This is a genomic window from Thermocrispum agreste DSM 44070, assembly GCF_000427905.1.
GTDB lineage: Bacteria > Actinomycetota > Actinomycetes > Mycobacteriales > Pseudonocardiaceae > Thermocrispum > Thermocrispum agreste.
In genome coordinates this window covers 301,956-322,729 of sequence record NZ_ATYX01000005.1, presented here as the reverse complement: position 1 = coordinate 322,729, position 20,774 = coordinate 301,956, and the positions used below count along the sequence as shown (strand labels likewise).

20 protein-coding genes are annotated in these 20,774 nt (G+C 70.2%); 17 read left to right on the top strand and 3 right to left on the bottom strand.

The features are described 5' to 3' along the window. The first annotated feature begins 66 nt into the window (after nucleotides 1–66). Complete coding sequence (locus tag YWY_RS0101470) at nucleotides 67–1,557, top strand: glycoside hydrolase family protein (protein ID WP_038044296.1); 1,491 nt, start codon at nucleotides 67–69, stop codon at nucleotides 1,555–1,557. A 125-nt stretch (nucleotides 1,558–1,682) separates the two neighbouring features. Here the strand turns inward: YWY_RS0101470 and YWY_RS23005 are convergent, their stop codons facing one another. Further along, nucleotides 1,683–2,381 (bottom strand): hypothetical protein, encoded by a 699-nt coding sequence (locus tag YWY_RS23005; protein ID WP_156899043.1) that lies wholly within the window; start codon nucleotides 2,379–2,381, stop codon nucleotides 1,683–1,685. 201 nt (nucleotides 2,382–2,582) lie between these two features. Here YWY_RS23005 and YWY_RS0101460 point away from each other — a divergent pair, with 201 nt between their 5' ends. From YWY_RS0101460 to nusB, 3 genes are read left to right on the top strand one after another with little or no spacing between them, the layout of a single operon-like run. After that, complete coding sequence (locus tag YWY_RS0101460) at nucleotides 2,583–3,707, top strand: M24 family metallopeptidase (RefSeq protein WP_038044294.1); 1,125 nt, start codon at nucleotides 2,583–2,585, stop codon at nucleotides 3,705–3,707. Nucleotides 3,708–3,759: 52 nt separating this feature from the next. After that, nucleotides 3,760–4,323, top strand: coding sequence for an elongation factor P (efp, locus tag YWY_RS0101455; protein WP_028846176.1), 564 nt, complete (start codon nucleotides 3,760–3,762; stop codon nucleotides 4,321–4,323). Beyond that, nucleotides 4,314–4,760: a transcription antitermination factor NusB gene (gene nusB, locus YWY_RS0101450; RefSeq protein ID WP_038044225.1), complete on the top strand. Its 447-nt coding sequence runs from the start codon at nucleotides 4,314–4,316 to the stop codon at nucleotides 4,758–4,760. The genes efp and nusB overlap by 10 nt, the downstream gene beginning before the upstream one ends. A gap of 593 nt (nucleotides 4,761–5,353) precedes the next feature. On the opposite strand, the gene bldD is transcribed toward nusB, so the two are convergent. Then, nucleotides 5,354–5,848: a transcriptional regulator BldD gene (gene bldD, locus YWY_RS0101445; protein WP_028846174.1), complete on the bottom strand. Its 495-nt coding sequence runs from the start codon at nucleotides 5,846–5,848 to the stop codon at nucleotides 5,354–5,356. 263 nt (nucleotides 5,849–6,111) lie between these two features. Here bldD and pyrR point away from each other — a divergent pair, with 263 nt between their 5' ends. The 12 genes from pyrR (at nucleotide 6,112) to metK (ending at nucleotide 18,823) form a co-directional block, all read left to right on the top strand. Then, complete coding sequence (pyrR, locus tag YWY_RS19625; protein ID WP_051309464.1) at nucleotides 6,112–6,720, top strand: bifunctional pyr operon transcriptional regulator/uracil phosphoribosyltransferase PyrR; 609 nt, start codon at nucleotides 6,112–6,114, stop codon at nucleotides 6,718–6,720. Next, entirely contained in the window at nucleotides 6,717–7,670 is a 954-nt protein-coding gene (locus YWY_RS0101435; protein ID WP_028846173.1) for an aspartate carbamoyltransferase catalytic subunit, read from the top strand. The genes pyrR and YWY_RS0101435 overlap by 4 nt, the downstream gene beginning before the upstream one ends. A gap of 76 nt (nucleotides 7,671–7,746) precedes the next feature. Further along, entirely contained in the window at nucleotides 7,747–9,039 is a 1,293-nt protein-coding gene (locus tag YWY_RS0101430) for a dihydroorotase (RefSeq protein WP_028846172.1), read from the top strand. Continuing rightward, the gene (locus YWY_RS0101425; RefSeq protein WP_028846171.1) at nucleotides 9,039–9,521 is read left to right on the top strand and encodes a PH-like domain-containing protein; all 483 of its coding nucleotides are present in this window, start codon (nucleotides 9,039–9,041) and stop codon (nucleotides 9,519–9,521) included. The genes YWY_RS0101430 and YWY_RS0101425 overlap by 1 nt, the downstream gene beginning before the upstream one ends. Continuing rightward, a complete protein-coding gene (gene carA / locus YWY_RS0101420; protein WP_028846170.1) occupies nucleotides 9,518–10,648 on the top strand; it encodes a glutamine-hydrolyzing carbamoyl-phosphate synthase small subunit in 1,131 nt (376 codons plus the stop codon). The genes YWY_RS0101425 and carA overlap by 4 nt, the downstream gene beginning before the upstream one ends. Then, on the top strand, nucleotides 10,641–13,958 hold the full coding sequence (gene carB / locus YWY_RS0101415; RefSeq protein ID WP_028846169.1) for a carbamoyl-phosphate synthase large subunit: 3,318 nt from the start codon (nucleotides 10,641–10,643) through the stop codon (nucleotides 13,956–13,958). Before carA ends, carB begins: the two co-directional genes overlap by 8 nt. Continuing rightward, nucleotides 13,955–14,803, top strand: a complete 849-nt coding sequence (pyrF, locus tag YWY_RS0101410; protein WP_028846168.1) for an orotidine-5'-phosphate decarboxylase — start codon at nucleotides 13,955–13,957, stop codon at nucleotides 14,801–14,803. The genes carB and pyrF overlap by 4 nt, the downstream gene beginning before the upstream one ends. Before the next feature lie 196 nt (nucleotides 14,804–14,999). After that, nucleotides 15,000–15,317 (top strand): integration host factor, actinobacterial type, encoded by a 318-nt coding sequence (mihF, locus tag YWY_RS0101405; protein WP_028846167.1) that lies wholly within the window; start codon nucleotides 15,000–15,002, stop codon nucleotides 15,315–15,317. A 17-nt stretch (nucleotides 15,318–15,334) separates the two neighbouring features. Next, the gene (gene gmk / locus YWY_RS0101400) at nucleotides 15,335–15,907 is read left to right on the top strand and encodes a guanylate kinase (protein ID WP_342665083.1); all 573 of its coding nucleotides are present in this window, start codon (nucleotides 15,335–15,337) and stop codon (nucleotides 15,905–15,907) included. Between the two features lie 72 nt (nucleotides 15,908–15,979). Continuing rightward, nucleotides 15,980–16,255: a DNA-directed RNA polymerase subunit omega gene (rpoZ, locus tag YWY_RS0101395; protein ID WP_028846165.1), complete on the top strand. Its 276-nt coding sequence runs from the start codon at nucleotides 15,980–15,982 to the stop codon at nucleotides 16,253–16,255. A 27-nt stretch (nucleotides 16,256–16,282) separates the two neighbouring features. Further along, nucleotides 16,283–17,506 carry a bifunctional phosphopantothenoylcysteine decarboxylase/phosphopantothenate--cysteine ligase CoaBC gene (gene coaBC, locus YWY_RS0101390; protein WP_028846164.1) on the top strand — a complete coding sequence of 408 codons (1,224 nt, stop codon included), beginning with the start codon at nucleotides 16,283–16,285 and terminating at the stop codon, nucleotides 17,504–17,506. A 108-nt stretch (nucleotides 17,507–17,614) separates the two neighbouring features. After that, entirely contained in the window at nucleotides 17,615–18,823 is a 1,209-nt protein-coding gene (gene metK, locus YWY_RS0101385; protein WP_028846163.1) for a methionine adenosyltransferase, read from the top strand. Nucleotides 18,824–18,843: 20 nt separating this feature from the next. Here metK and YWY_RS0101380 read toward each other — a convergent pair whose 3' ends face one another. Then, nucleotides 18,844–19,467 carry a PadR family transcriptional regulator gene (locus YWY_RS0101380; RefSeq protein ID WP_028846162.1) on the bottom strand — a complete coding sequence of 208 codons (624 nt, stop codon included), beginning with the start codon at nucleotides 19,465–19,467 and terminating at the stop codon, nucleotides 18,844–18,846. A gap of 54 nt (nucleotides 19,468–19,521) precedes the next feature. On the opposite strand from YWY_RS0101380, the gene YWY_RS0101375 reads away from it, so the two are divergent. Continuing rightward, nucleotides 19,522–20,715 (top strand): FAD-dependent oxidoreductase, encoded by a 1,194-nt coding sequence (locus tag YWY_RS0101375; protein ID WP_028846161.1) that lies wholly within the window; start codon nucleotides 19,522–19,524, stop codon nucleotides 20,713–20,715. Nucleotides 20,716–20,774 lie beyond the last annotated feature (59 nt).

The window sequence follows — 20,774 nt, the reverse complement described above, 5'->3', positions numbered from 1 at the left end:
AGGCTCGCCGCGAAGCGTGCCGCGCGGCGTCGGCGGGTGGCCGCGGTCGTTCAGATCGTTCTCCTGATGACGCTGGCCGTGCTGTCGGGCTGCGACGACGGCAGTTCGGAGGCGCTGCCCGCCCAGTCGCCGGCGTCGCCGTTGCACGGGCAGCAGCCACGACAGCATCCGGCACAGCAGCAGGTCGAGCCGAAACTGAAGCTGCGCGCGGTCAACCACCGCCAGAGCCCAGGGGTGGTCGCCGCCGGCTGGGCAGATGCACCGTACAACTACGGCCCGACCGTGATGGTCGAGGGCGACCGCAAGCGCATGTGGTGGTGCAGCCAGTACGGCGCGGCGAAGCCTGCAGGCGACGACATCCTGTACGGGGAAGCGCGGACGCTCGACGGGCCGTTCCGTGACGCCGCGGGCACTCAGGGGCCGAAGGCGGTGTTCAGTGGCAGCCGTCGGGGTTTCGACGCCAAGCACACGTGCGACCCGTCGGTCATCAAAGTCGACGGGGTCTACTACCTGTACTACACAGGCGCCCGCAACGACGACCACAACTTCGGCAACGCGATCGGCGTGGCGACCAGCCGCGACGGCATCACGTGGCGCCGGGCCAACGGCGGCAAGCCCATCGTCACCCCGTCGCACGGCCGGAAGCGCGACAACGCCTACGGCGTCGGCCAGCCGTCGGCCGTCTACCTGGACGGCTGGTTCTACCTGATGTTCACCGACACCACGGCCGAAGCGGCGGGGTGGAACGGCGCAGGTCAGTTCCTGCTCAGGTCCCGTGACCCGCGCTTCAACTCCGGGGTCGAAGCGCTGGCGCCCACCGGGTTCAAACCGGTTCCCAACACCGCGGCCCCTCGGGAGAGCTCGCTGGTCGACGCGTTCAGCGCGGATCTGATGTGGGTGGACGTGCTCGACGCGTTCGCGATCGCGCACCAGACGAAGGCAGGCACCACACTCACCTTCTGGGACCGGCATTTCACGGTGAACCCGTTCCCGCCGGTGTCGATCCGCGGTCCGTGGCGGGAAGGCCCCGGCTTGGTGCGCACCGCGCACGGCCACGCGCCGTTGTCCGAGGACGATCCGTGCGGAACCGTGCCGCTGGACGTCATCAGGGCAACGCAGAATTCCGAAGCGCCCACGGACATGCGGCACTTCGGCATGGACCTGGAAGGTGCACGCGGGTGCCAGGACCCGCAGCGAGCGCTCCGCATTCTCGACGGTTACACCTTCCCGTCGCCCGAGCGGACCATGGATCTGGTCACGAACGGCAAGCTGATCAGGGTGGACCGGCGGTCGGTCGCCGAGGTCCTGGCCAGGCACGTGCTGGAGGAACGACCCGCGGATTTGCCCGAGCTGCCGGTGGCGGCCCGGCTGCGTGCGGGAGCGCCGATTTTGCAGTCACCCGACAACAAGGCGGGCATGTTGCTGGAGGACAAGCGGCTGTGGCTGGTGCCCGATCAGCGGCTCGTCTCGAAGCTTGCCCAGCTGAACGGCTCGAAGTCGCGCACCGTCAGCGACAACGCGTGGAGCTCGCACCCGCACGGTGGCTCGCTCGGCTGACGTCGTCCGCGGCCATCCGCCTGGCGGTGTTGATCAACTGTGGCGGAATGTGATCACTTGACGCCTTCGGCCGTGGGGGCGCGGGGCAGCCGGGGTGTGGCGAGCGCCCGCGCAGCGGTGACCGCCTAGTCCTCGGACCCGGACCGACCGGACGAATCCCGGTCCGGGCGCGGACGAGGAGACGGAGTTCTGTTCGCCGGGCCGGACGTCCCCCGGCTTTTTCCCGCCGAACCCGGACGCTGCGCAGTCCGCGAAGCCGGCTCGTCGCGCTCTTGAAGGGCGGTAGGCGACGGTTTGCGATTATGGGGCGAGGGCCGCACCTTGGCGGTTCGCGTTGCCGCACGGGAGCGCGCCGCTTCTTTCGCCGATGCGGCCCGATCCCGGGGAGCGGCTGCGGATGAGACCGCGCCCGCGGCCCCAGGCTCCTGAGCAACGGGCGGATCGAGCCGTGCGCCGATCGCGACCCCGACCCAGGCCGGCACCATGATCAACAGCGCGGTGAACGCCGCCCCACTGGTCAGCTGGGCAGGCAACTGCGACACCCCGGTCTGGTCGACGAACAGCGCGCGCCCGGCCACGTTGAGTACACCACCGAGCAGGCCGCCGACGACGCCCGCGACGAACCAAGTGACCACCGGCCGGTCGATCCGGCGCCAGCCGTCGACGGAGCCCCACAACCACGCGACCCCGATCAGGACCGCGATGGTGATCCAGGTCAGAAACGTCGGTGGCATGACCCCGGCCAGCTTCAGCTTGAGCAGCACGACCGTGCCTGCGGCGTGCACCACCGCCATCACGGGACCCCGAACCGACCACGCACTCATGACCAGCACCCTAGTCGGTGCCACGGGGTGGGGGCGCCGTGCTGTGGGGGTGCCACGAAGGCTTGGGCGCCGTGCCGAGGGAGGTGCTGCGGGGTGGGGGCGCAGTGCCGAGGGAGGTGCTGCGGGGCTTGGGCGCCGTGCCGAGCGGGTGCCACGAGGCTTGGACGCTATGCCGAGCCGGTGCCACTAGGCTTGAACGCCGTGCCGCGAACACACACCGAGGACGTCCACCCCCGCCGCCGCGCCGCGCTGCGCCGCCTGCTGGCGGAGCGGGACGTCGACGCGATCCTCGTCACCGACCTCCGCAACATCAGGTACCTGACCGGGTTCACCGGCTCGAACGCCGCGCTGCTGGTGCACGTCGCAGACGAGCCGGCCAGCGAGCAGCGCACGGTCTTCTGCACCGACGGCCGCTACACGACGCAGGCGAAGGCCGAGGTCCCCGACCTGCAGACGGTCCTCGACCGGGCCAGCGCGGCCGCCCTGGTGCGGCACGCCGCGAGCGATGCCCAGGCCTACCGGCGGCTCGGCTTCGAAAGCCAGCACGTCAGCGTCGACTTCTACGACACGATGACCGAGCTGGCGGACGGCATCGACCTGGTCCGGACCCCGGGACTGGTCGAGCAGCTGCGCGCGGTCAAGGACGCCGGGGAGATCGAGGCGCTGCGGATGGCGTGCGCGGCCGCCGACCGTGCCCTGGCCGACCTGATCGAACACGGCGGGGTGCGCGCGGGCTGGACCGAGCGGCAGGTCGCCCGCGAGCTGGAGAACCTGATGCTCGATCACGGCGCCGACGCCATCGCGTTCCCGTCGATCGTGGCCACCGGGCCCAACTCGGCGATCCCGCACCACCGGCCGACCGACGCCGTGCTGGCCGAGGGCGACTTCGTCAAACTGGACTTCGGTGCCGTAGTGGGCGGTTACCACTCCGACATGACCCGCACCCTGGTCATCGGGCGGCCCGCCGCGTGGCAGCGCGAAATCTACAGCCTGGTCAGCACCGCGCAAGCGGCCGGCCGCCAGGCGGCCGTGGCAGGGGCCGACCTGGCCGCGGTGGACGCGGCCGCCCGCAGAGTGATCGACCGCGCCGGATACGGGGACGAATTCCCGCACGGTCTCGGGCACGGCGTCGGCCTCGACGTGCACGAGGCGCCGCGCATCGCCAAGACCGGCGCCGGTAAACTTTCCGCTGGTATGACGGTCACCGTGGAGCCCGGTGTGTATCTGGCCGACCGCGGGGGCGTACGGATCGAGGACACCCTCGTCGTCGCCGAGGGCGACAACGAAGTTCTGACCTTGTCGATTAAGGAATTGGTGACCGTTTGACAGAGCATGGCGCGCGCCGGCGCGCACGACGAACACGGGAGAATGGCAACCAGTGGCCACCACCAATGACCTGAAGAACGGCATGGTGCTCAACCTGGACGGTGAGCTGTGGACCGTCCTGAACTTCCAGCACGTCAAGCCCGGCAAGGGCGGCGCGTTCGTGCGCACCACGCTGAAGCACGTGCTCAGCGGGAAGGTGCTGGACAAGACCTTCAACGCGGGTGTGAAGGTGGACACCGCCACGGTCGACCGGCGCGCCATGACGTACCTGTACAAGGACGGCGACGACTACGTGTTCATGGACGCCAAGACCTACGACCAGGTGCCGGTCTCGGCCGAGGTCGTCGGTGACGCCGCCAAGTACATGCTGGAGAACACCGAGGCCACGGTGTCGTTCCACGAGTCGACGCCGCTGTTCGTCGAGCTGCCCACCTCGGTCGAGCTGGTCGTGGAACACACCGACCCCGGCTTGCAAGGGGACCGGGCCACCGGAGGCACCAAGTCGGCCAAGCTCGAGACTGGCGCGGAGATCCAGGTGCCGCTGTTCGTCAACACCGGTGACAAGGTCAAGGTCGACACGCGTGACGGCCGCTACCTCGGCCGTGCATCCAGTTGAGCGGGCGGGCATCCCGGCCTGCTGGGCGCCGCGCGGCGCGCCAGCGGGCCGTCGAGCTGCTTTACGAAGCGCACCTGCGCGGCGTCGAGCCGGCCGAGGTGCTGTCCGCACGTGTCGGGTCGCCGGACGCTGACCCGGTCCCGGACTACGCCATCACCTTGGTCGAAGGGGTGGCCGAACACCGGGAACACATCGACGAGCTGCTGGCCGAGTACGCCAAAGGCTGGACGATCGAGCGTATGCCGCCGGTCGACCTCGCCGTGCTGCGCATGGGCGTCTTCGAGCTGCTGTGGGCCGAGGACGTGCCGGATCCGGTCGCCATCGACGAGGCCGTCAGCATCGCCAAGATGCTCTCCACCGACGACTCGCCCCGTTTCGTCAACGGCGTGCTGGGCCGGATGGCCACGGTGGCCGACAAACTGCGCTCCGTGCTCTGACCGCCGGGGTGCGGCTCTGGTCGGCCGGGGTGCGGTGTTCTGACCGCCGGGGCGCGGCGCTCTGACCGGCCGCGGTGCGGCGCTCTGTCGCCAGGGTGCGGTGCTCTGACCGGCCGGGGTGTGCTCCGGGCAGACCGGCTGCCGACTTCGGGCGACTGGAGCCGACGCCGGATGGAGCGTGTGCAGGACTCCGATCCGGTGTTACGCGCTCCGGTCACCTGGGCTGCGCGTTTCGGGTCCGGGCAACGGGGTTTCGGACGGTCGCGACCGGCTGTGTTCGCGCTCCAACTGGCTGCGGTGATCGTCCCTGCACGCTGTGCTTGCCGCCACCAGCCTCGCTGGTTGCGATCCGAGCACCGCTTTCCCGGTCGCCCCGAGCTTGCCGGCTACGCCGACCCCCAGCCGCGCTCACGTCCGCGTTCCCTTGCCCCGGCGGCTGCGTTCCGTACCGATTGCCACCTGACCCACTTGAACAGCAAAGCTCGGTGTTCTGCGCAACCACCGGCGCACACCGTGCTGGCCGCTGCGCGGGGCGCCGGACAACGACCAAGGCTCCGGCCCGCCCAGCGTGCCGGAGCCTTTCGTGCGACGTGTCAGTTGTTGTCGTCCTTGGCCGGTCGCGCCTCCGGCGGCAGCACACCCCACTCGATCAGCTGCTCGGTCAGCTCACCCGGCGTCATGTCGTAGATGATCGCCAGCGAGCGCAGGTCCTCGGTCCGGATGGACAGCACCTTGCCGTTGTAGTCGCCGCGCTGGCTCTGGATGGTCGCCGCGTAGCGGGCCAAGGGGCCGACCTTCTCGGCGGGTAGCTGCTGCAATCGCTCCAGGTTGATCACGATCTTGGTGGCCGGCTCGGCACCGGACGGCACGCGTCCCTCCGGCAGCAGCTCGACCACCGGCACGCCATAGAAGTCGGCGAGTTCGGCGAGCTTCTGGACGGTTACTGCCCGGTCGCCCCGTTCGTAGGAGCCGACCACGACCGCTTTCCACCGGCCACCGGACTTCTGCTCGACGCCGTGCAACGACAGCCCTTGCTGCTGCCGGATGCTGCGGAGCTTGGCGCCCAGCGCCTTGGCGTAATCGCCCATGTGCTCATCTCTCCGTTCCCTGTGCCCCGCCACTGTTGTCGGACGGGCGAGCTTCGTGAGGTGAATACTCAGCGTAATGGTTACCGCTCGTGGTCACCAGTTCAACCCGATCATCCGGGGGAATCGTCCCAAATTCTCGACACCACCCAGTCGGCTGAGTAACGGACCCTGCTACTGTCGGGGCGACGCTGCCGCGCACACGCGGGGTAGCCGATCTGGAATCCTTTAACGACCCGTCCCGTGAGGCGGGGAAGGAGCTGCACGTGGCGCCGCGCACCCGCGGCGCGACGGGACCGGCAGAGCGCGAGCTGCTCTCCGCCGGTGACGTCGCGCGCACCATCGCCCGCATCGCGCATCAGATCATCGAGAAGACGGCCATCGGGCCCGGAGGCGAACCGGTCCCGGTCCTGCTGGGCATCCCCACCAGGGGAGCGCCGCTGGCGGCTCGCCTCGCCGGGCGCATCACCGAGTTCTCCGGTCAGCCGGTTCCCCACGGCAGCCTCGACGTCACCCTCTACCGGGACGATCTGCGCCGTCGCCCGCCGCGTCCGCTCGAACTCACCCAGCTGCCGGAAGGCGGCATCGACGACCGGACCGTCGTCCTGGTCGACGACGTGTTGTATTCCGGCCGCACCATCCGCTCCGCGCTGGACGCGCTGCGCGACATCGGCAGGCCGCGCGTGGTGCAACTGGCCGTGCTGGTGGACCGCGGCCACCGTGAGCTGCCGATCAGGGCCGACTACGTGGGCAAGAACGTGCCGACGTCGCGCCGGGAAGAGGTCGCGGTGCTGCTGTCGGAGGTGGACGGGCGCGACGCGGTGCTGCTGCGCGCGGCCGCGCCGGATGCAGGCGGGGGAGAGGGTTCGCGGTGAAGCATCTGCTGACCACCGAGGGACTGGACCGGGACACCGCAACGGCGTTGCTGGACACCGCCGACGAGCTCAAGCGCACCTTGCTGGGGCGCGAGGTGCGCAAGCTGCCGACGCTGCGCGGCCGCACCGTGATCACCATGTTCTACGAGAACTCCACCCGCACCAGGGTGTCGTTCGAGCTGGCGGGCAAGTGGATGAGCGCCGACGTGGTGAACGTCTCGGCCAGCGGCTCGTCGGTGGGCAAGGGCGAGAGCCTGCGCGACACGGCGCTGACCCTCTCGGCGGCGGGCGCGGACTGCGTCATCGTGCGGCACCCCGCGTCGGGCGCCGCCCAGCGGCTGGCCGAGTGGCTGGCGGATACCCCCACTTCGGTGATCAACGCCGGTGACGGAATGCACGAGCACCCGACACAGGCGCTGCTGGACGCCGCCACGCTCCGCGAACGGCTTGGGCCGTTGGAGGGACGGCGAGTAGTCATCGTGGGTGATGTGCTGCACAGCCGGGTCGCCCGCTCCAACGTCCACCTGCTGACCACGCTCGGTGCCGAAGTGGTGCTGGTCGGCCCGCCCACGCTGGTGCCCGCCGCGCTGACCGGCTGGCTGGCGTCACGCCGGGTGCGGGTCAGCTTCGACCTGGACGCCGAGCTGCCCGCCGCGGACGCGGTGATGATGCTGCGGGTGCAGGCCGAGCGGATGCACGGGGCGTTCTTCCCGTCGGCCCGCGAGTACTCGATCAACTACGGCCTCAACGCCGCGCGGGCCGCCTTGCTCCCGGAGCACGCGGTGGTGATGCACCCCGGCCCGATGCTGCGCGGCATGGAGATCGCCGACAGCGTGGCGGACGCGGCCAATTCCGTGATCGTCGAGCAGGTGCGCAACGGCGTACACGTGCGGATGGCCGTCCTCTACCACTTGCTGGCCGCGCAGACCCGGGCCGGCGAGGACGCATGACCAGCCGAGCGCAGCACACGGCAGGCGGGGGACGCATGGCCTGCCGGGAACGAGCACCGAGACGAGCGGAGGCCCGATGACCGACGTTGTGATCAGCGGCGCCCGGCCCTACGGCGAGGGCGACCCGGTGGACGTGCTGGTGTCGGACGGGGTGATCGCCGCGATCGAGCCGAAGATCACGCCACCGGACGGCGCGGAAGTGATCGAAGCGGGCGGCCAGGTGCTGCTGCCCGGTTTCGTCGACCTGCACACCCACCTGCGGGAACCCGGGCGGGAAGACGCCGAGACGATCGCCACCGGCAGCGCGGCCGCCGCTCTCGGCGGGTACACGGCGGTGTTCGCGATGGCCAACACCGACCCGGTTGCGGACAACGCCGTCGTCGTCGAGCACGTCCGCCGGATCGGCGAGTCCGTCGGGCTGGTCGACGTGTACCCGGTCGGTGCGGTGACCGTCGGGCTGGAGGGCGAACAGCTCGCCGAGCTCGGCACCATGGCCTCCTCCCGGGCCCGGGTGCGGATGTTCTCCGACGACGGTTTCTGCGTGCACGACCCGCTGATCATGCGCCGCGCGCTCGAGTACTCCCGGGCGCTGGATGCGGTGATCGCGCAGCACGCGGAAGAACCCCGCCTGACCGTCGGGGCGCAGGCGCACGAAGGTGAGCTGGCGGCGCGACTCGGGCTCGCCGGCTGGCCCGCGGCCGCTGAAGAAGCGATCGTCGCCCGCGACTGCATCCTGGCGCAGCACGTCGGCGCCCGCTTGCACATCTGCCACGTCTCCACCAAGGGGACGGTCGACGTCCTGCGCTGGGCGAAGGAGCGCGGCACCCAGGTCTCCGCCGAGGTGACCCCGCATCACCTGCTGCTCACCGACGAGCGGCTGACCAGCTACGACCCGGTGAACAAGGTGAACCCGCCGCTGCGCACCGAGCCGGACACCGCGGCCCTGCGCCAGGCACTGGCCGAGGGCATCGTCGACTGCGTGGCCACCGACCACGCCCCGCACGCCCCGCAGGACAAGGACGTGGAGTGGCAAGCCGCCCGCCCGGGCATGCTCGGCCTGCAGACCGCGCTGTCGGTCGTCGTGCAGACCATGGTCCGCCCCGGCCTGCTGTCCTGGCGCGACGTCGCGCGGGTGATGAGCGAGCGGCCCGCGGAAATCGGGCGGCTGGCCGACCAGGGCAGGCCGGTGGCCGTGGGTGAGCCCGCGACGCTGGCGTTGGTCGACCCGGACCGGGAGTGGACGGTGCACGGCGACGAGCTGGCCAGCATCGCCGCGAACACCCCGTACGAGGGGATGACGCTCCCCGGCGTCGTGACGGCGACCATGTTGCGTGGGCGAATCACCCAGTTGGATGGGAAGGTTCGCTAGTGGAACGTTTTCTGCTCACGCTGCTGGTGCTCGCGGTCTTCCTGCTCGGGGTCTGGGCGATGTGGCTCGGCTGGCGGCGCAAGGCTCGCGAACAGAGTGTGCTGTACCCGCCTTTCCCGGACGTCCCGGAAGATCTCGGGCCGGAGCTGGCGGCGATGGACGGCGTGTACGTGGCGACCACGCCGCACGGCCGATGGCAGGACCGCATCGTCGCCCGTGGGGTGGGGATGCGCGGCCCGGCCACCCTGCGGCGGCACGACAGCGGCGTCGTGGTCGAGCGGCACGGTGCGCGCAGCTTCTTCATCCCGGCTTCGGCGATCACCGAGGTCGGCACCGCACGCAGGATGGCGGGCAAGGTGATGGGCATCGACGGTCTGCTGGTGATCACCTGGCGGCTCGGTGATGCGCTGCTGGACACCGGCTTCCGTGGCGACGACATGGACGCATATCCCGAGTGGACGAGCATGAAAGGTGCGGCATGAACGGCACCGTGACCCCCTCGGCCGCGCTGGTGTTGGAAGACGGCCGCATCTTCCGCGGCGAGCCCTTCGGCGCGCGTGGGACGGCGCTGGGCGAGGCGGTGTTCTGCACCGGCATGACCGGGTATCAGGAGACGCTGACCGACCCTTCGTACTACCGCCAGATCGTGGTGCAGACCGCGCCGCACATCGGCAACACGGGGTGGAACGACGAGGACGACGAGTCGGCACGCATCTGGGTGGCCGGCTACGTGGTGCGCGATCCCGCGCGCATCCCGTCGAACTGGCGTGCCACCCGCACCCTGGCGGACGAGCTGGACCGGCAGGGCGTGGTCGGCATCGCCGGGGTGGACACCCGGTCGCTGACCCGGCACCTGCGAGAGCGCGGCGCGATGCGAGCGGGCGTGTTCTCCGGTGAGACTTTGCCGCCCGAGCAGGAGATGCTGGAGCAGGTGCTGGCTTCGCCGCCGATGGCCGGTGCGGACCTGGCCAAGCACGTCACCACCGCCGAACCCTACGTGGTGCCTGCGCACGGTGAACGGCGGTTCCGAGTGGCCGCGCTCGACCTCGGCATCAAGTCCAACACGCCGCGAATGATGGCCGAGCGGGGGATCGAGGTGCACGTGCTCCCGGCGTCCACGTCCGCCGAGGAGCTGCTGGCCATGGAGCCGGACGGGGTCTTCTTGTCCAACGGGCCGGGCGACCCGGCGACGATGGATCACGCCACCGAGGTGACCAGGCAGGTGCTGCGCCACGAGGTGCCGTTGTTCGGCATCTGCTTCGGCAATCAGATCCTGGGCCGCGCGCTGGGCATGTCCACCTACAAGCTGCGCTACGGGCACCGCGGCATCAACATCCCGGTGATCGACGTGCGCACCGGCACCGTGGCGATCACCGCACAGAACCACGGTTTCGCGCTGGAAGGCGAACCCGGCGAGCGCTTCGACACCGACTTCGGCGCGGCCGAAGTCAGCCACTACTGCCCGAACGACGGGTGTGTGGAAGGTGTGCGCGCGCTGGACGTGCCCGCGTTCAGCGTGCAGTACCACCCAGAGGCGGCGGCCGGACCCCATGACGCGGCGCCGTTGTTCGACCAGTTCGTGGCTGTGATGGAGGCCAAGGGTGCCTAAGCGCGACGACATCGAGCATGTCCTGGTGGTCGGCTCCGGCCCGATCGTCATCGGTCAGGCCGCCGAGTTCGACTACTCCGGGACGCAGGCCTGCCGGGTGCTGCGCGCCGAAGGGCTGCGGGTGAGCCTGGTCAACTCCAACCCGGCGACGATCATGACCGACCCCGAGTTCGCCGACGCCACCTACATCGAGCCGGTCACGCCCGAGTTCCTGGAGAAGGTCATCGAACGGGAGCGCCCGGACGCGCTGCTGGCCACGCTGGGCGGGCAGACGGCGCTGAACGCCGCCGTCGCGCTGCACGAGCGGGGCGTGCTGGACGCCTACGGCGTCGAGCTCATCGGCGCCAACATCGACGCCATCCAGCGCGGCGAGGACCGGCAGAAGTTCAAGGACATCGTCCGCTCCATCGGCGCCGACGTGCCGCGCAGCCGGGTGTGTCACTCCATGGACGAGGTCCGCCAGACTGTCGCCGAGCTCGGCCTTCCGGTGGTCATCCGGCCGTCGTTCACCATGGGCGGCCTCGGCTCCGGCATGGCGCACACCGAGGAGGACCTGGAGCGGATGGCCGCCATCGGCCTGGAGGAGTCGCCGGTCACCGAGGTGCTGATCGAGGAGAGCGTCCTCGGCTGGAAGGAATACGAGCTCGAGCTGATGCGCGACAAGCACGACAACGTGGTCGTGGTCTGCTCGATCGAGAACGTCGACCCGATGGGCGTGCACACCGGCGACTCGGTCACCGTGGCGCCCGCGATGACCTTGACCGACCGCGAGTACCAGCACATGCGCGACGTCGGGATCAAGGTGATCCGTGCGGTCGGGGTGGACACCGGCGGCTGCAACATCCAGTTCGCGGTGCACCCGCGGACCGGCCGCATGGTCGTCATCGAGATGAACCCGCGGGTGTCCCGGTCGTCTGCGCTGGCCTCCAAGGCCACCGGTTTCCCGATCGCCAAGATCGCCGCGAAGCTGGCCATCGGCTACACGCTGGACGAGATCCGCAACGACATCACCGGGGAGACGCCCGCGTCGTTCGAGCCGACGCTGGACTACGTCGTGGTCAAGGTGCCGCGGTTCGCGTTCGAGAAGTTCCCCGGTGCCGACCCGACGCTGACCACCACGATGAAGTCGGTCGGCGAGGCGATGGCGCTCGGCCGGAGCTTCACCGAAGCGCTCGGCAAGGCCCTGCGGTCGCTGGAGACCAAGGCGGCGGGCTTCTGGACGCAGCCGGATCCGGCAGGCGCCACGCTGGAGTCGACGCTGGAGGAACTGCGCACCCCGCGCGACGGAAGGCTGTATGCGGTGGAGCGGGCGCTGCGGCTCGGCGGCACCGTGCAGCAGGTGGCCGAGGCGTCCGGGATCGACCCGTGGTTCGTCGACCAGATCCAGTCGCTTGTGGAGCTGCGCAAGCAGATCGTGGACGCGCCGGTGCTGGACGAGCCGCTGCTGCGGCGGGCGAAGCGCTACGGCATCTCCGACCAGCAGATCGCCGCGCTGCGGCCGGAACTGGCCGGGGAGGACGGCGTGCGTGCACTGCGGCACAGGCTGGGGGTGCGGCCGGTGTTCAAGACGGTCGACACCTGCGCCGCGGAATTCGCCGCGCGGACGCCGTACCACTACAGCGCCTACGAGCTCGACCCGGCCGCCGAGTCCGAGGTCGCCGAGCAGCGCGAGCGGCCCAAGGTGATCATCCTGGGCAGTGGGCCGAACCGGATCGGCCAGGGCATCGAGTTCGACTACTCGTGCGTGCACGCCGCGCTGGCGTTGCGGGACGCCGGCTACGAGGCCGTGATGATCAACTGCAACCCGGAGACGGTCTCCACCGACTACGACACCTCGGACCGGCTGTACTTCGAGCCGCTGACGTTCGAGGACGTGCTGGAGGTCGTGCACGCCGAGCAGCAGAGCGGCACAGTCGCCGGGGTGATCGTCCAGCTGGGCGGGCAGACGCCGCTCAAGCTCGCACAACGGCTGGCCGACGCGGGGGTGCCGATCGTCGGCACCCCGCCGGAGGCGATCCACCTCGCCGAGGACCGGGGCTCGTTCGGCGAGGTGCTGCGGGCCGCCGGGCTGCCCGCGCCGAAGTACGGCACCGCCACGTCGTTCGAAGGCGCCAAGCGCATCGCGGACGAGATCGGCTACCCGGTGCTGGTCCGCCCGTCCTACGTGCTGGGCGGCCGTGGCATGGAGATCGTCTACGACGAGCAGCACCTGGCCAGCTACATCGAGCGCGCCACCGAGGTCACGCCGGAGCACCCGGTGCTGGTGGACAACTTCCTCGACGACGCCATCGAGATCGACGTGGACGCGCTGTTCGACGGCGAAGAGCTCTACCTCGGCGGCGTGATGGAGCACATCGAGGAAGCCGGTGTGCACAGCGGCGACTCGTCCTGCGCACTGCCGCCGATCACGCTCGGTGTCACCGACCTGGAGAAGGTCCGGGCGTCCACCGAGGCCATCGCCCGCGGGGTCGGCGTGCGCGGGCTGCTCAACGTGCAGTACGCCCTCAAGGACGACGTGCTGTACGTGCTGGAGGCCAACCCGCGCGCGTCACGGACGGCGCCGTTCGTCTCCAAGGCCACCGGTGTCCCGCTGGCCAAGGCGTGCGCGCTGCTGATGATGGGGCAGTCCATCAAGCAGCTGCGGGAAAGCGGTGTGCTCCCGGCCCATGGCGACGGCGGCACGCTCCCGCCGGAGGCTCCGGTGTCGGTGAAGGAGGCGGTGCTGCCGTTCCACCGGTTCCGCACCCCGGAAGGCCAGGGCGTCGACTCGCTGCTCGGGCCGGAGATGAAGTCCACCGGCGAGGTGATGGGCGTCGACTCGTCGTTCGGGATGGCCTTCGCCAAGTCCCAGGCGGGCGCCTACGGCTCGCTGCCGACGTCCGGCCGGGTGTTCGTGTCGGTGGCCAACCGGGACAAGCGCGCGATGATCTTCCCGGTGAAACGGCTGGCCGACCTCGGCTTCGAGGTGCTGGCCACCGCGGGCACGGCGGCCGTGCTGCGCCGCAACGGCGTCCCGTGCACCGTGGTGCGCAAGCACTACGAGAGCGCCGGCGACGGCGAGCCGAACATCGTCGAGATGATCCTCGACGGCGCGGTGGACATGGTGATCAACACCCCGTACGGCAACAGCGGGCCGCGCATCGACGGCTACGAGATCCGCACCGCGGCGGTGTCCAGGGACATCCCGTGCGTCACCACCATCCAGGGCCTGGCGGCGGCCGTGCACGGCATCGAGGCGGCCATCCGCGGTGACATCGGTGTGCGGTCGTTGCAGGAGTTGCAGGCGGCGTTGCGGGCGGAGCGGTCATGAGTGCGGGTACGAGGTTCGGTGAGCGGCTGCTGGCCGCGATCCGGCGGCGCGGGCCGCTGTGCGTGGGCGTGGACCCGCATCCGGAGCTGCTGCGGTCCTGGGGCCTGCCGGACGACCCGTTCGGGCTGGCCCGGTTCGCCCAGACCTGTGTGGACGTGTTCGGGCCGGAAGCGGCGGTGGTCAAGCCGCAGTCGGCGTTCTTCGAAAGCTACGGTGCCGCGGGCATCGCGGTGCTCGAGCGACTGATCGACGGCCTGCGCGCCGCCGGGGCGCTGGTCCTGCTGGACGTCAAGCGCGGAGACATCGGCTCGACCATGGCCGCCTACGCGCGCGCCTACCTCTCCGACAAGGCGCCGCTCGCGGCCGACGCGATCACCGTCTCGCCGTATCTGGGATTCGGGGCGCTGCGGCCCGCGGTGGAGCTGGCCGCGGAAACCGGCCGCGGGCTGTTCGTGCTGGCCAGGACGTCCAATCCGGAGGGGCACCAGCTGCAACGGCAGGTGGCGCAGGAAATCGTCGACGCGGCGGCGGAGCTGAACGCCGGGCGCGCGCCGCTCGGCGACGTCGGCCTGGTGATCGGCGCCACGCTGCCGGAGCTGGACGTCGACATCGGCAGGCTGAACGGTCCGGTGCTCGCCCCCGGATTCGGCGCTCAGGGCGCCACAGCGGACGATTTGCGGCGGTTGTTCGGTGCCAGCCCTGGGAACCTCGCCAACGCCGTCCACGGCGCTTCTGGCGGCCGGAACGTGGTGCTTCCGGCGTCCGCGCGGGACATCCTGCGGCACGGTCCGGACCCGGACGAGCTGCGCGCTGCCCTGCGTCGCGTGGCCGCCGGCGTGACGTGATTCATCCGTCGTCTCCGACGATCACCCGGTCATTGGCAGGCCGGGGTTTTTATGTTGGGATAGACCCCGATCCGCGACGGCCACCGACCAGCACGTCTGGCAGCGGTCACCCGATGCAGACCCCGCGTTGAGGTGGTCGGTCGCAGGTAGGTAACGTCGCGGCGACGAAGCGACCGTAAGCAAATCGGAGGACATCGTGGCACTTCCCCAGCTGACCGAGGAACAGCGCGCCGCTGCCTTGGAGAAGGCTGCTGCGGCTCGCCGGGCCCGGGCGGAGCTCAAGGAGCGGCTGAAGCGAGGTGGCACCACTCTGGCCGACGTGCTCAAGCAGGCCGAGACGGACGAGGTTCTCGGCAAGATGAAGGTCTCTGCGCTGCTCGAGGCGCTGCCGGGCGTGGGCAAGGTGCGCGCCCAGGCGACCATGGAGAAGCTGGAGATCGCCGCCAGCCGTCGGCTGCGCGGGCTCGGTGAGCGGCAGCGCAAGGCTCTGCTCGCCGAGTTCAGCGGGGAGTGAAGCGCACCGGTGAGCCGGTGTCGGGCCGCCCGGCCCGGCGCCGGCTCACTGTCGTCTCCGGTCCGTCCGGGGTCGGCAAGTCCAGCGTCATGGCGGTGCTGCGTGAGCTGGCGCCGGAGATCTACTTCAGCGTCTCGGTGACCACCCGCCCGCCGCGGGAGGGCGAGGTCGACGGGGATCACTACCACTTCGTCGACCGGGAGACGTTCGCAAAGATGGTCGCCAACGGCGAGCTGCTCGAGCACGCCGAGTACGCGGGCAATTTCTACGGCACGCCGCGCGCACCGGTGATCGAGGCGCTGGAGTCCGGCAGACCCGCGGTGCTGGAGATCGAGCTGCAGGGCGCCCGCCAGGTGCGCGCCGCCATGCCCGACTGCCAGCTGGTGATGCTGGTCCCACCGTCGTGGGAGGAACTGGTCGACCGGTTGACCGGGCGAGGCACGGAGGAGGACGCCGCCGTGGCGGCACGGCTGGAGGCCGCCAAGCGGGAACTGGCCGCCGCAGGCGAGTTCGACGCGTGCGTAGTCAATGCCGACGTGCAGCGTGCCGCCCGCGAGTTGCTAACCTTGGTTGTTGCAGACCGTGAGTGAGGCATGGCGGGGATGACGCTGTCCGGGCGCATGTCCGATTCGCCGGCCGGTACAGGCAAGGAGACGAAGCGAGTGACCACCACCACGCAGGAAACGACGGGCGAGAAGCTCGAGGGCATCATCAACCCGCCGATCGACGACCTGCTGGAGAAGGTCAGCTCGAAGTACGCCCTGGTCATCTACGCGGCCAAGCGGGCGCGGCAGATCAACGACTACTACGCCCAACTCGGCGAGGGCCTGCTGGAGTACGTCGGTCCGCTGGTCGAGCCGGGCCCGCGGGAGAAGCCGCTGTCGATCGCGCTGCGGGAGATCCACGCCGGTCTGCTCGAGCACACCGAGGGCGAGTAACGGCCCCGCCGCACGAAAGGTCCGGCGATGACCGACCGGAAGCCGAGCGTCGTGCTCGGCGTGGGCGGCGGGATTGCCGCCTACAAGGTGTGCGAGGTGCTGCGCGGGCTCACCGAGTCGGGCCACCGCGTGCGGGTCGTGCCGACCGCGGCCGCGTTGCGGTTCGTCGGCGCCGCCACGTGGGAGGCGCTGTCCGGTCAGCCGGTGCACACCGACGTGTTCTCCAACGTCCCCTCGGTCGAGCACGTGCGCATCGGCCAGGAGGCCGACCTGGTGCTGGTCGCGCCCGCGACGGCGGATCTGCTGGCCAAGGCCGCGCACGGCGTGGCGGACGACCTGCTCACCGGCACGCTGCTGACCGCGCGGTGTCCCACGATCTTCTTCCCCGCGATGCACACCGAGATGTGGGAGCATCCGGCGACCCAGGAGAACGTGGCGACGCTGCGGCGGCGCGGGGTGGTCGTCCCGGACCCGGACACCGGCAGGCTCACCGGTCCCGACACCGGCAAGGGCCGCCTGGCCCATCCGGCGGAGATCGTGGATCTGGCCAAGCTGCTGCTGGCCGACGCGGATGCGCTGCGCCGCGATCTCGAAGGGCTGTCCGTGGTCGTCTCGGCCGGGGGCACCAGGGAGCCGCTGGACCCGGTGCGCTACCTGGGCAATCGTTCGTCCGGCAAACAGGGCTACGCGCTGGCGCGGGTGGCGGCCGCGCGCGGCGCGAAGGTCACGCTGGTGGCCGGTCACACCGTGACGTTGCCCACGCCTGCCGGGGTCGATCTGGTCTCGGTGTCGACGGCGCTGGAGATGCGCGAGGCGATGCTGGAAGCGGCGAAAGAGGCCGACGTGGTGGTGATGGCCGCCGCGGTGGCCGACTTCCGTCCCGCCAGGTTCACCCAGCACAAGATCAAGAAGACCGGCGACCGGCCGGCGCCGATCGAGCTGGAGACCAATCCGGACGTGCTGGCCGAGCTGGTCGCGCAGCGCAGACCGGAACAGGTCATCGTCGGCTTCGCGGCCGAGACCGGGGACGAGAGCGCCGACGTGCTGGAACACGCTCGCGCCAAACTGCGCCGCAAGGGAAGCGACCTGCTGGTGGTCAACGCCGTCGGCGACGGGCAGGCGTTCGAGGTCGAGCACAACGCCGGGTGGCTGCTGGCGGCGAACGGGACTGAAACACCCATCCCGTTCGGATCGAAATCGCAACTGGCGGCCGCAGTGTGGGACGCGGTAGCCGCCGTCGCCGGCGCTTGAGTGGATAGTGACCGGTGGGTACCGGGTATTCAGGCGTTCCGAAGTAGGCTTTGTGGCAAGCCGTGCGCGCCGATCGCAGCGGCCGCATCACAACGGAAGGTAAGTGTCGTGACCGGATCGCAGAACAGGCTGTTCACCTCGGAATCGGTGACGGAAGGGCATCCGGACAAGATCTGTGATGCCATCAGTGACGCGATCCTGGACGCGCTGCTGGAGAAGGACCCGCGGTCCCGCGTGGCGGTGGAGACGCTGATCACCACCGGCCAGGTGCACGTCGCGGGCGAGGTGACCACCGAGGCCTACGCCGACATCCCGACGATCGTGCGGGACACCATCCTCGACATCGGCTACGACTCGTCGGCGAAGGGCTTCGACGGCAATTCGTGCGGTGTGAACGTCGCGATCGGTTCGCAGTCGCCGGACATCGCCCAGGGTGTCGACGAGGCGTACGAGGCGCGCGTCGGCGCCGACGCCCGCGGCGACGAGCTGGACCGGCAGGGCGCCGGGGACCAAGGCTTGATGTTCGGCTACGCGTGCAGCGACACCCCGGAGCTCATGCCGCTGCCGATCGCGCTGGCCCACCGGCTGGCCCGGCGGCTGGCGACGGTGCGCAAGACCGGCGTGCTGCCGTACTTGCGTCCGGACGGCAAGACCCAGGTGACGATCGAGTACGCGGGGGACCAGGCCGTGCGACTGGACACCGTGGTGGTGTCCACCCAGCACGCCGAGGGCATCGACCTGGACAAGATGCTCGGCGTCGACGTGCGCGAGCACGTGATCGGCCCGGAGATCGAGGACCTGCCGATCGACACCTCCGACTTCCGGCTGCTGGTCAACCCGACCGGCCGGTTCGTCATCGGCGGCCCGATGGGCGACGCAGGCCTGACCGGCCGCAAGATCATCGTGGACACCTACGGAGGCATGGCCCGCCACGGCGGCGGCGCATTCTCCGGCAAGGACCCGTCGAAGGTGGACCGTTCGGCCGCGTACGCCATGCGCTGGGTGGCCAAGAACGTGGTGGCCGCGGGCCTGGCCGGCCGGATCGAGGTGCAAGTGGCCTACGCGATCGGGAAGGCGGCACCGGTCGGGTTGTTCGTGGAGACGTTCGGCACCGAGACGGTCGACCCGGCCAAGATCCAGCAGGCCATCACCGAGGTGTTCGACCTGCGGCCGGGCGCCATCATCCGCGACCTCGACCTGTTGCGGCCGATCTACACCCCGACCGCCGCGTACGGCCACTTCGGCCGCACCGACCTCGATCTGCCGTGGGAGCGGACCGACCGGGTGGACGAGCTGAAGGCGGCCGCCGGGGCCTGACCGGCGTCCGCGGGCCGGGATCATCCCGCGCGGTGCTCCTGCCCTTCCATCCTGGCGGCGATCTCCCTGATCCACTCTTCGGACCAGGTCAGCTCGCCGGACCGGAGAGCGTCGACGACTCCCTCGACCCATCGCAGTTCCGCGCGCTTGATGGTCAGGGTGTATTCGTCGTCGAGCGTGAACAGGCGCGGCAGGTCACCCACCGCGGCGAGTTCGGCGCTCCGCTCGTCGATCTCCGCCTTGAGCTTTTCCGCCCTGGCCGTCAGCTGAGCGAGCACGTCGTCCGGGCTGAGCACCATCAGTGACGCCAGCGCCGCCGGGAACTCCGGGAACTCGCGCGCCACGTCCGACAGCATGGCCCGGGTCCACCGGCGCAGCGTGTCGCGACCGGCGTCGGTGAGTTCGTACACCGTGCGCTCCGGGCGGCGTTCGTCCTGCTCCGTCTCGCGAATCGTGATCAGTCCTGCCCGGTGCAGCCGGTCGATCGTTTGGTAGACGCTGTTGCGCGCCGCGACGTTGGCGATCCGGTCCTTGCCGCGTGCCTTGATCATCTCCCGCATCCGGTACGGGTGCATCGGCTCCTCCGCCAGCAGCGAGAGCAGCACCAGGGCGAGGGGAGAACGACGGTCGGTGTTGCTGGCCACGTCATCACCCTATATGGGAATGACATGAATAGTCATGCTATGTATAGTCATAACATGACTAAAGTCAAAGTCACGAACGTGATGATCGTCGGCGGCGGGGTGGCCGGGCCGGCGACGGCCATGGCGCTGCAACAGGCCGGGATCGACGCGACCGTCTACGAGGCTTACGACCGCACGGCGGACGGCGTCGGCGCGTTCTTGACGCTGGCCGTCAACGGCATGGACGTCCTGCGCACCCTCGGCATCTCGGACCAGGTCCGTCGGCGCGGCTTCGACACGCCGAAGATGGTGATGGAGATGGACGACAAGCGGCTCGCCGAGTTCCGGTTCGGCGACCCGCTCCCGGACGGCACCGTGAACCAGACGATCACCCGTGCCGACCTCTACACGGTCCTGCGCGACGAAGCGGTGCGTCGCGGCATCCGGATCGAGTACGGCAAGCGGCTGGTCGGCGCCGAGCCGTCCGGCGCCGGTGTGGTGGCAAGGTTCGAGGACGGCAGCACCGCCGAGGGGGATGCGCTCGTCGGGGCGGACGGGCTCCGGTCGGCCACCAGGCGCATTATCGACCCGGAGGCGCCCGAGCCGCGGTACGTGCCGCTGCTGAACGCCGGCGGCTACGCGCGTGGCGTGGACGTGCCCGGCGAGCCCGGTGTGATGCACATGTTCTTCGGGCGACGGTGCTTCTTCAGCTACGTCAAGCGCCCGGACGGCGAGATCTGGTGGTTCGCCAACCCGCCGCAGAAGCGCGAGCTGTCCCAGAAGGAGGTCGCCGCGATCACTCCGGAGCAGTGGCGGGCACGGCTGCACGAGCTGTTCGCCGACGACAAGTTCCCGGCGCTGCGTGTCATCGACGCCACCGACCACATCTTCTCCGGCTGGAACACCTACGACTTCCCGCGGGTGCCCACCTGGCACCGGGATGGGATGGTCATCGTCGGTGACGCGGCGCACGCCACGTCACCGGCATCCGGCCAGGGAGCCTCGATGGCCCTGGAGGACGCCCTCACGCTCGCCAAGTGCCTGCGCGACTTGCCGGTGGGCCAGGCCCTCGCCGCGTACGAGGGCCTGCGGCGCAAGCGGGTGGAGCGCATCGTCGCCATGGGCAAGCGCAACGGTGACGGGAAAGCGGCAGGCCCGATCGGCCGCCTGCTGCTGCCGCTGTTCATGAAGTTCGCCGCCAAGGCCGCAGCCAAGCAGGACTGGGTGTACGGCTACCGCATCGACTGGGAACAGCCGGTCGCCGCGTAGCCGGACCGGGTGCTGGTCGCAAGGGGGTCGGGCTGTGGCGGTGACCAGGGGGCACGGTC

What these genes read in the sequence shown, in the direction of transcription:
- YWY_RS0101375 (WP_028846161.1), top strand. Translation starts at nt 19,522, where the DNA reads ATGACTAAAGTCAAAGTCACGAACGTGATGATCGTCGGCGGCGGGGTG.
- YWY_RS0101430 (WP_028846172.1), top strand. Translation starts at nt 7,747, where the DNA reads ATGACCGACGTTGTGATCAGCGGCGCCCGGCCCTACGGCGAGGGCGAC.
- pyrF (WP_028846168.1), top strand. Translation starts at nt 13,955, where the DNA reads ATGAGTGCGGGTACGAGGTTCGGTGAGCGGCTGCTGGCCGCGATCCGG.
- coaBC (WP_028846164.1), top strand. Translation starts at nt 16,283, where the DNA reads ATGACCGACCGGAAGCCGAGCGTCGTGCTCGGCGTGGGCGGCGGGATT.
- bldD (WP_028846174.1), bottom strand. Translation starts at nt 5,848, where the DNA reads ATGGGCGATTACGCCAAGGCGCTGGGCGCCAAGCTCCGCAGCATCCGG.
- carA (WP_028846170.1), top strand. Translation starts at nt 9,518, where the DNA reads ATGAACGGCACCGTGACCCCCTCGGCCGCGCTGGTGTTGGAAGACGGC.
- YWY_RS23005 (WP_156899043.1), bottom strand. Translation starts at nt 2,381, where the DNA reads ATGAGTGCGTGGTCGGTTCGGGGTCCCGTGATGGCGGTGGTGCACGCC.
- YWY_RS0101470 (WP_038044296.1), top strand. Translation starts at nt 67, where the DNA reads ATGACGCTGGCCGTGCTGTCGGGCTGCGACGACGGCAGTTCGGAGGCG.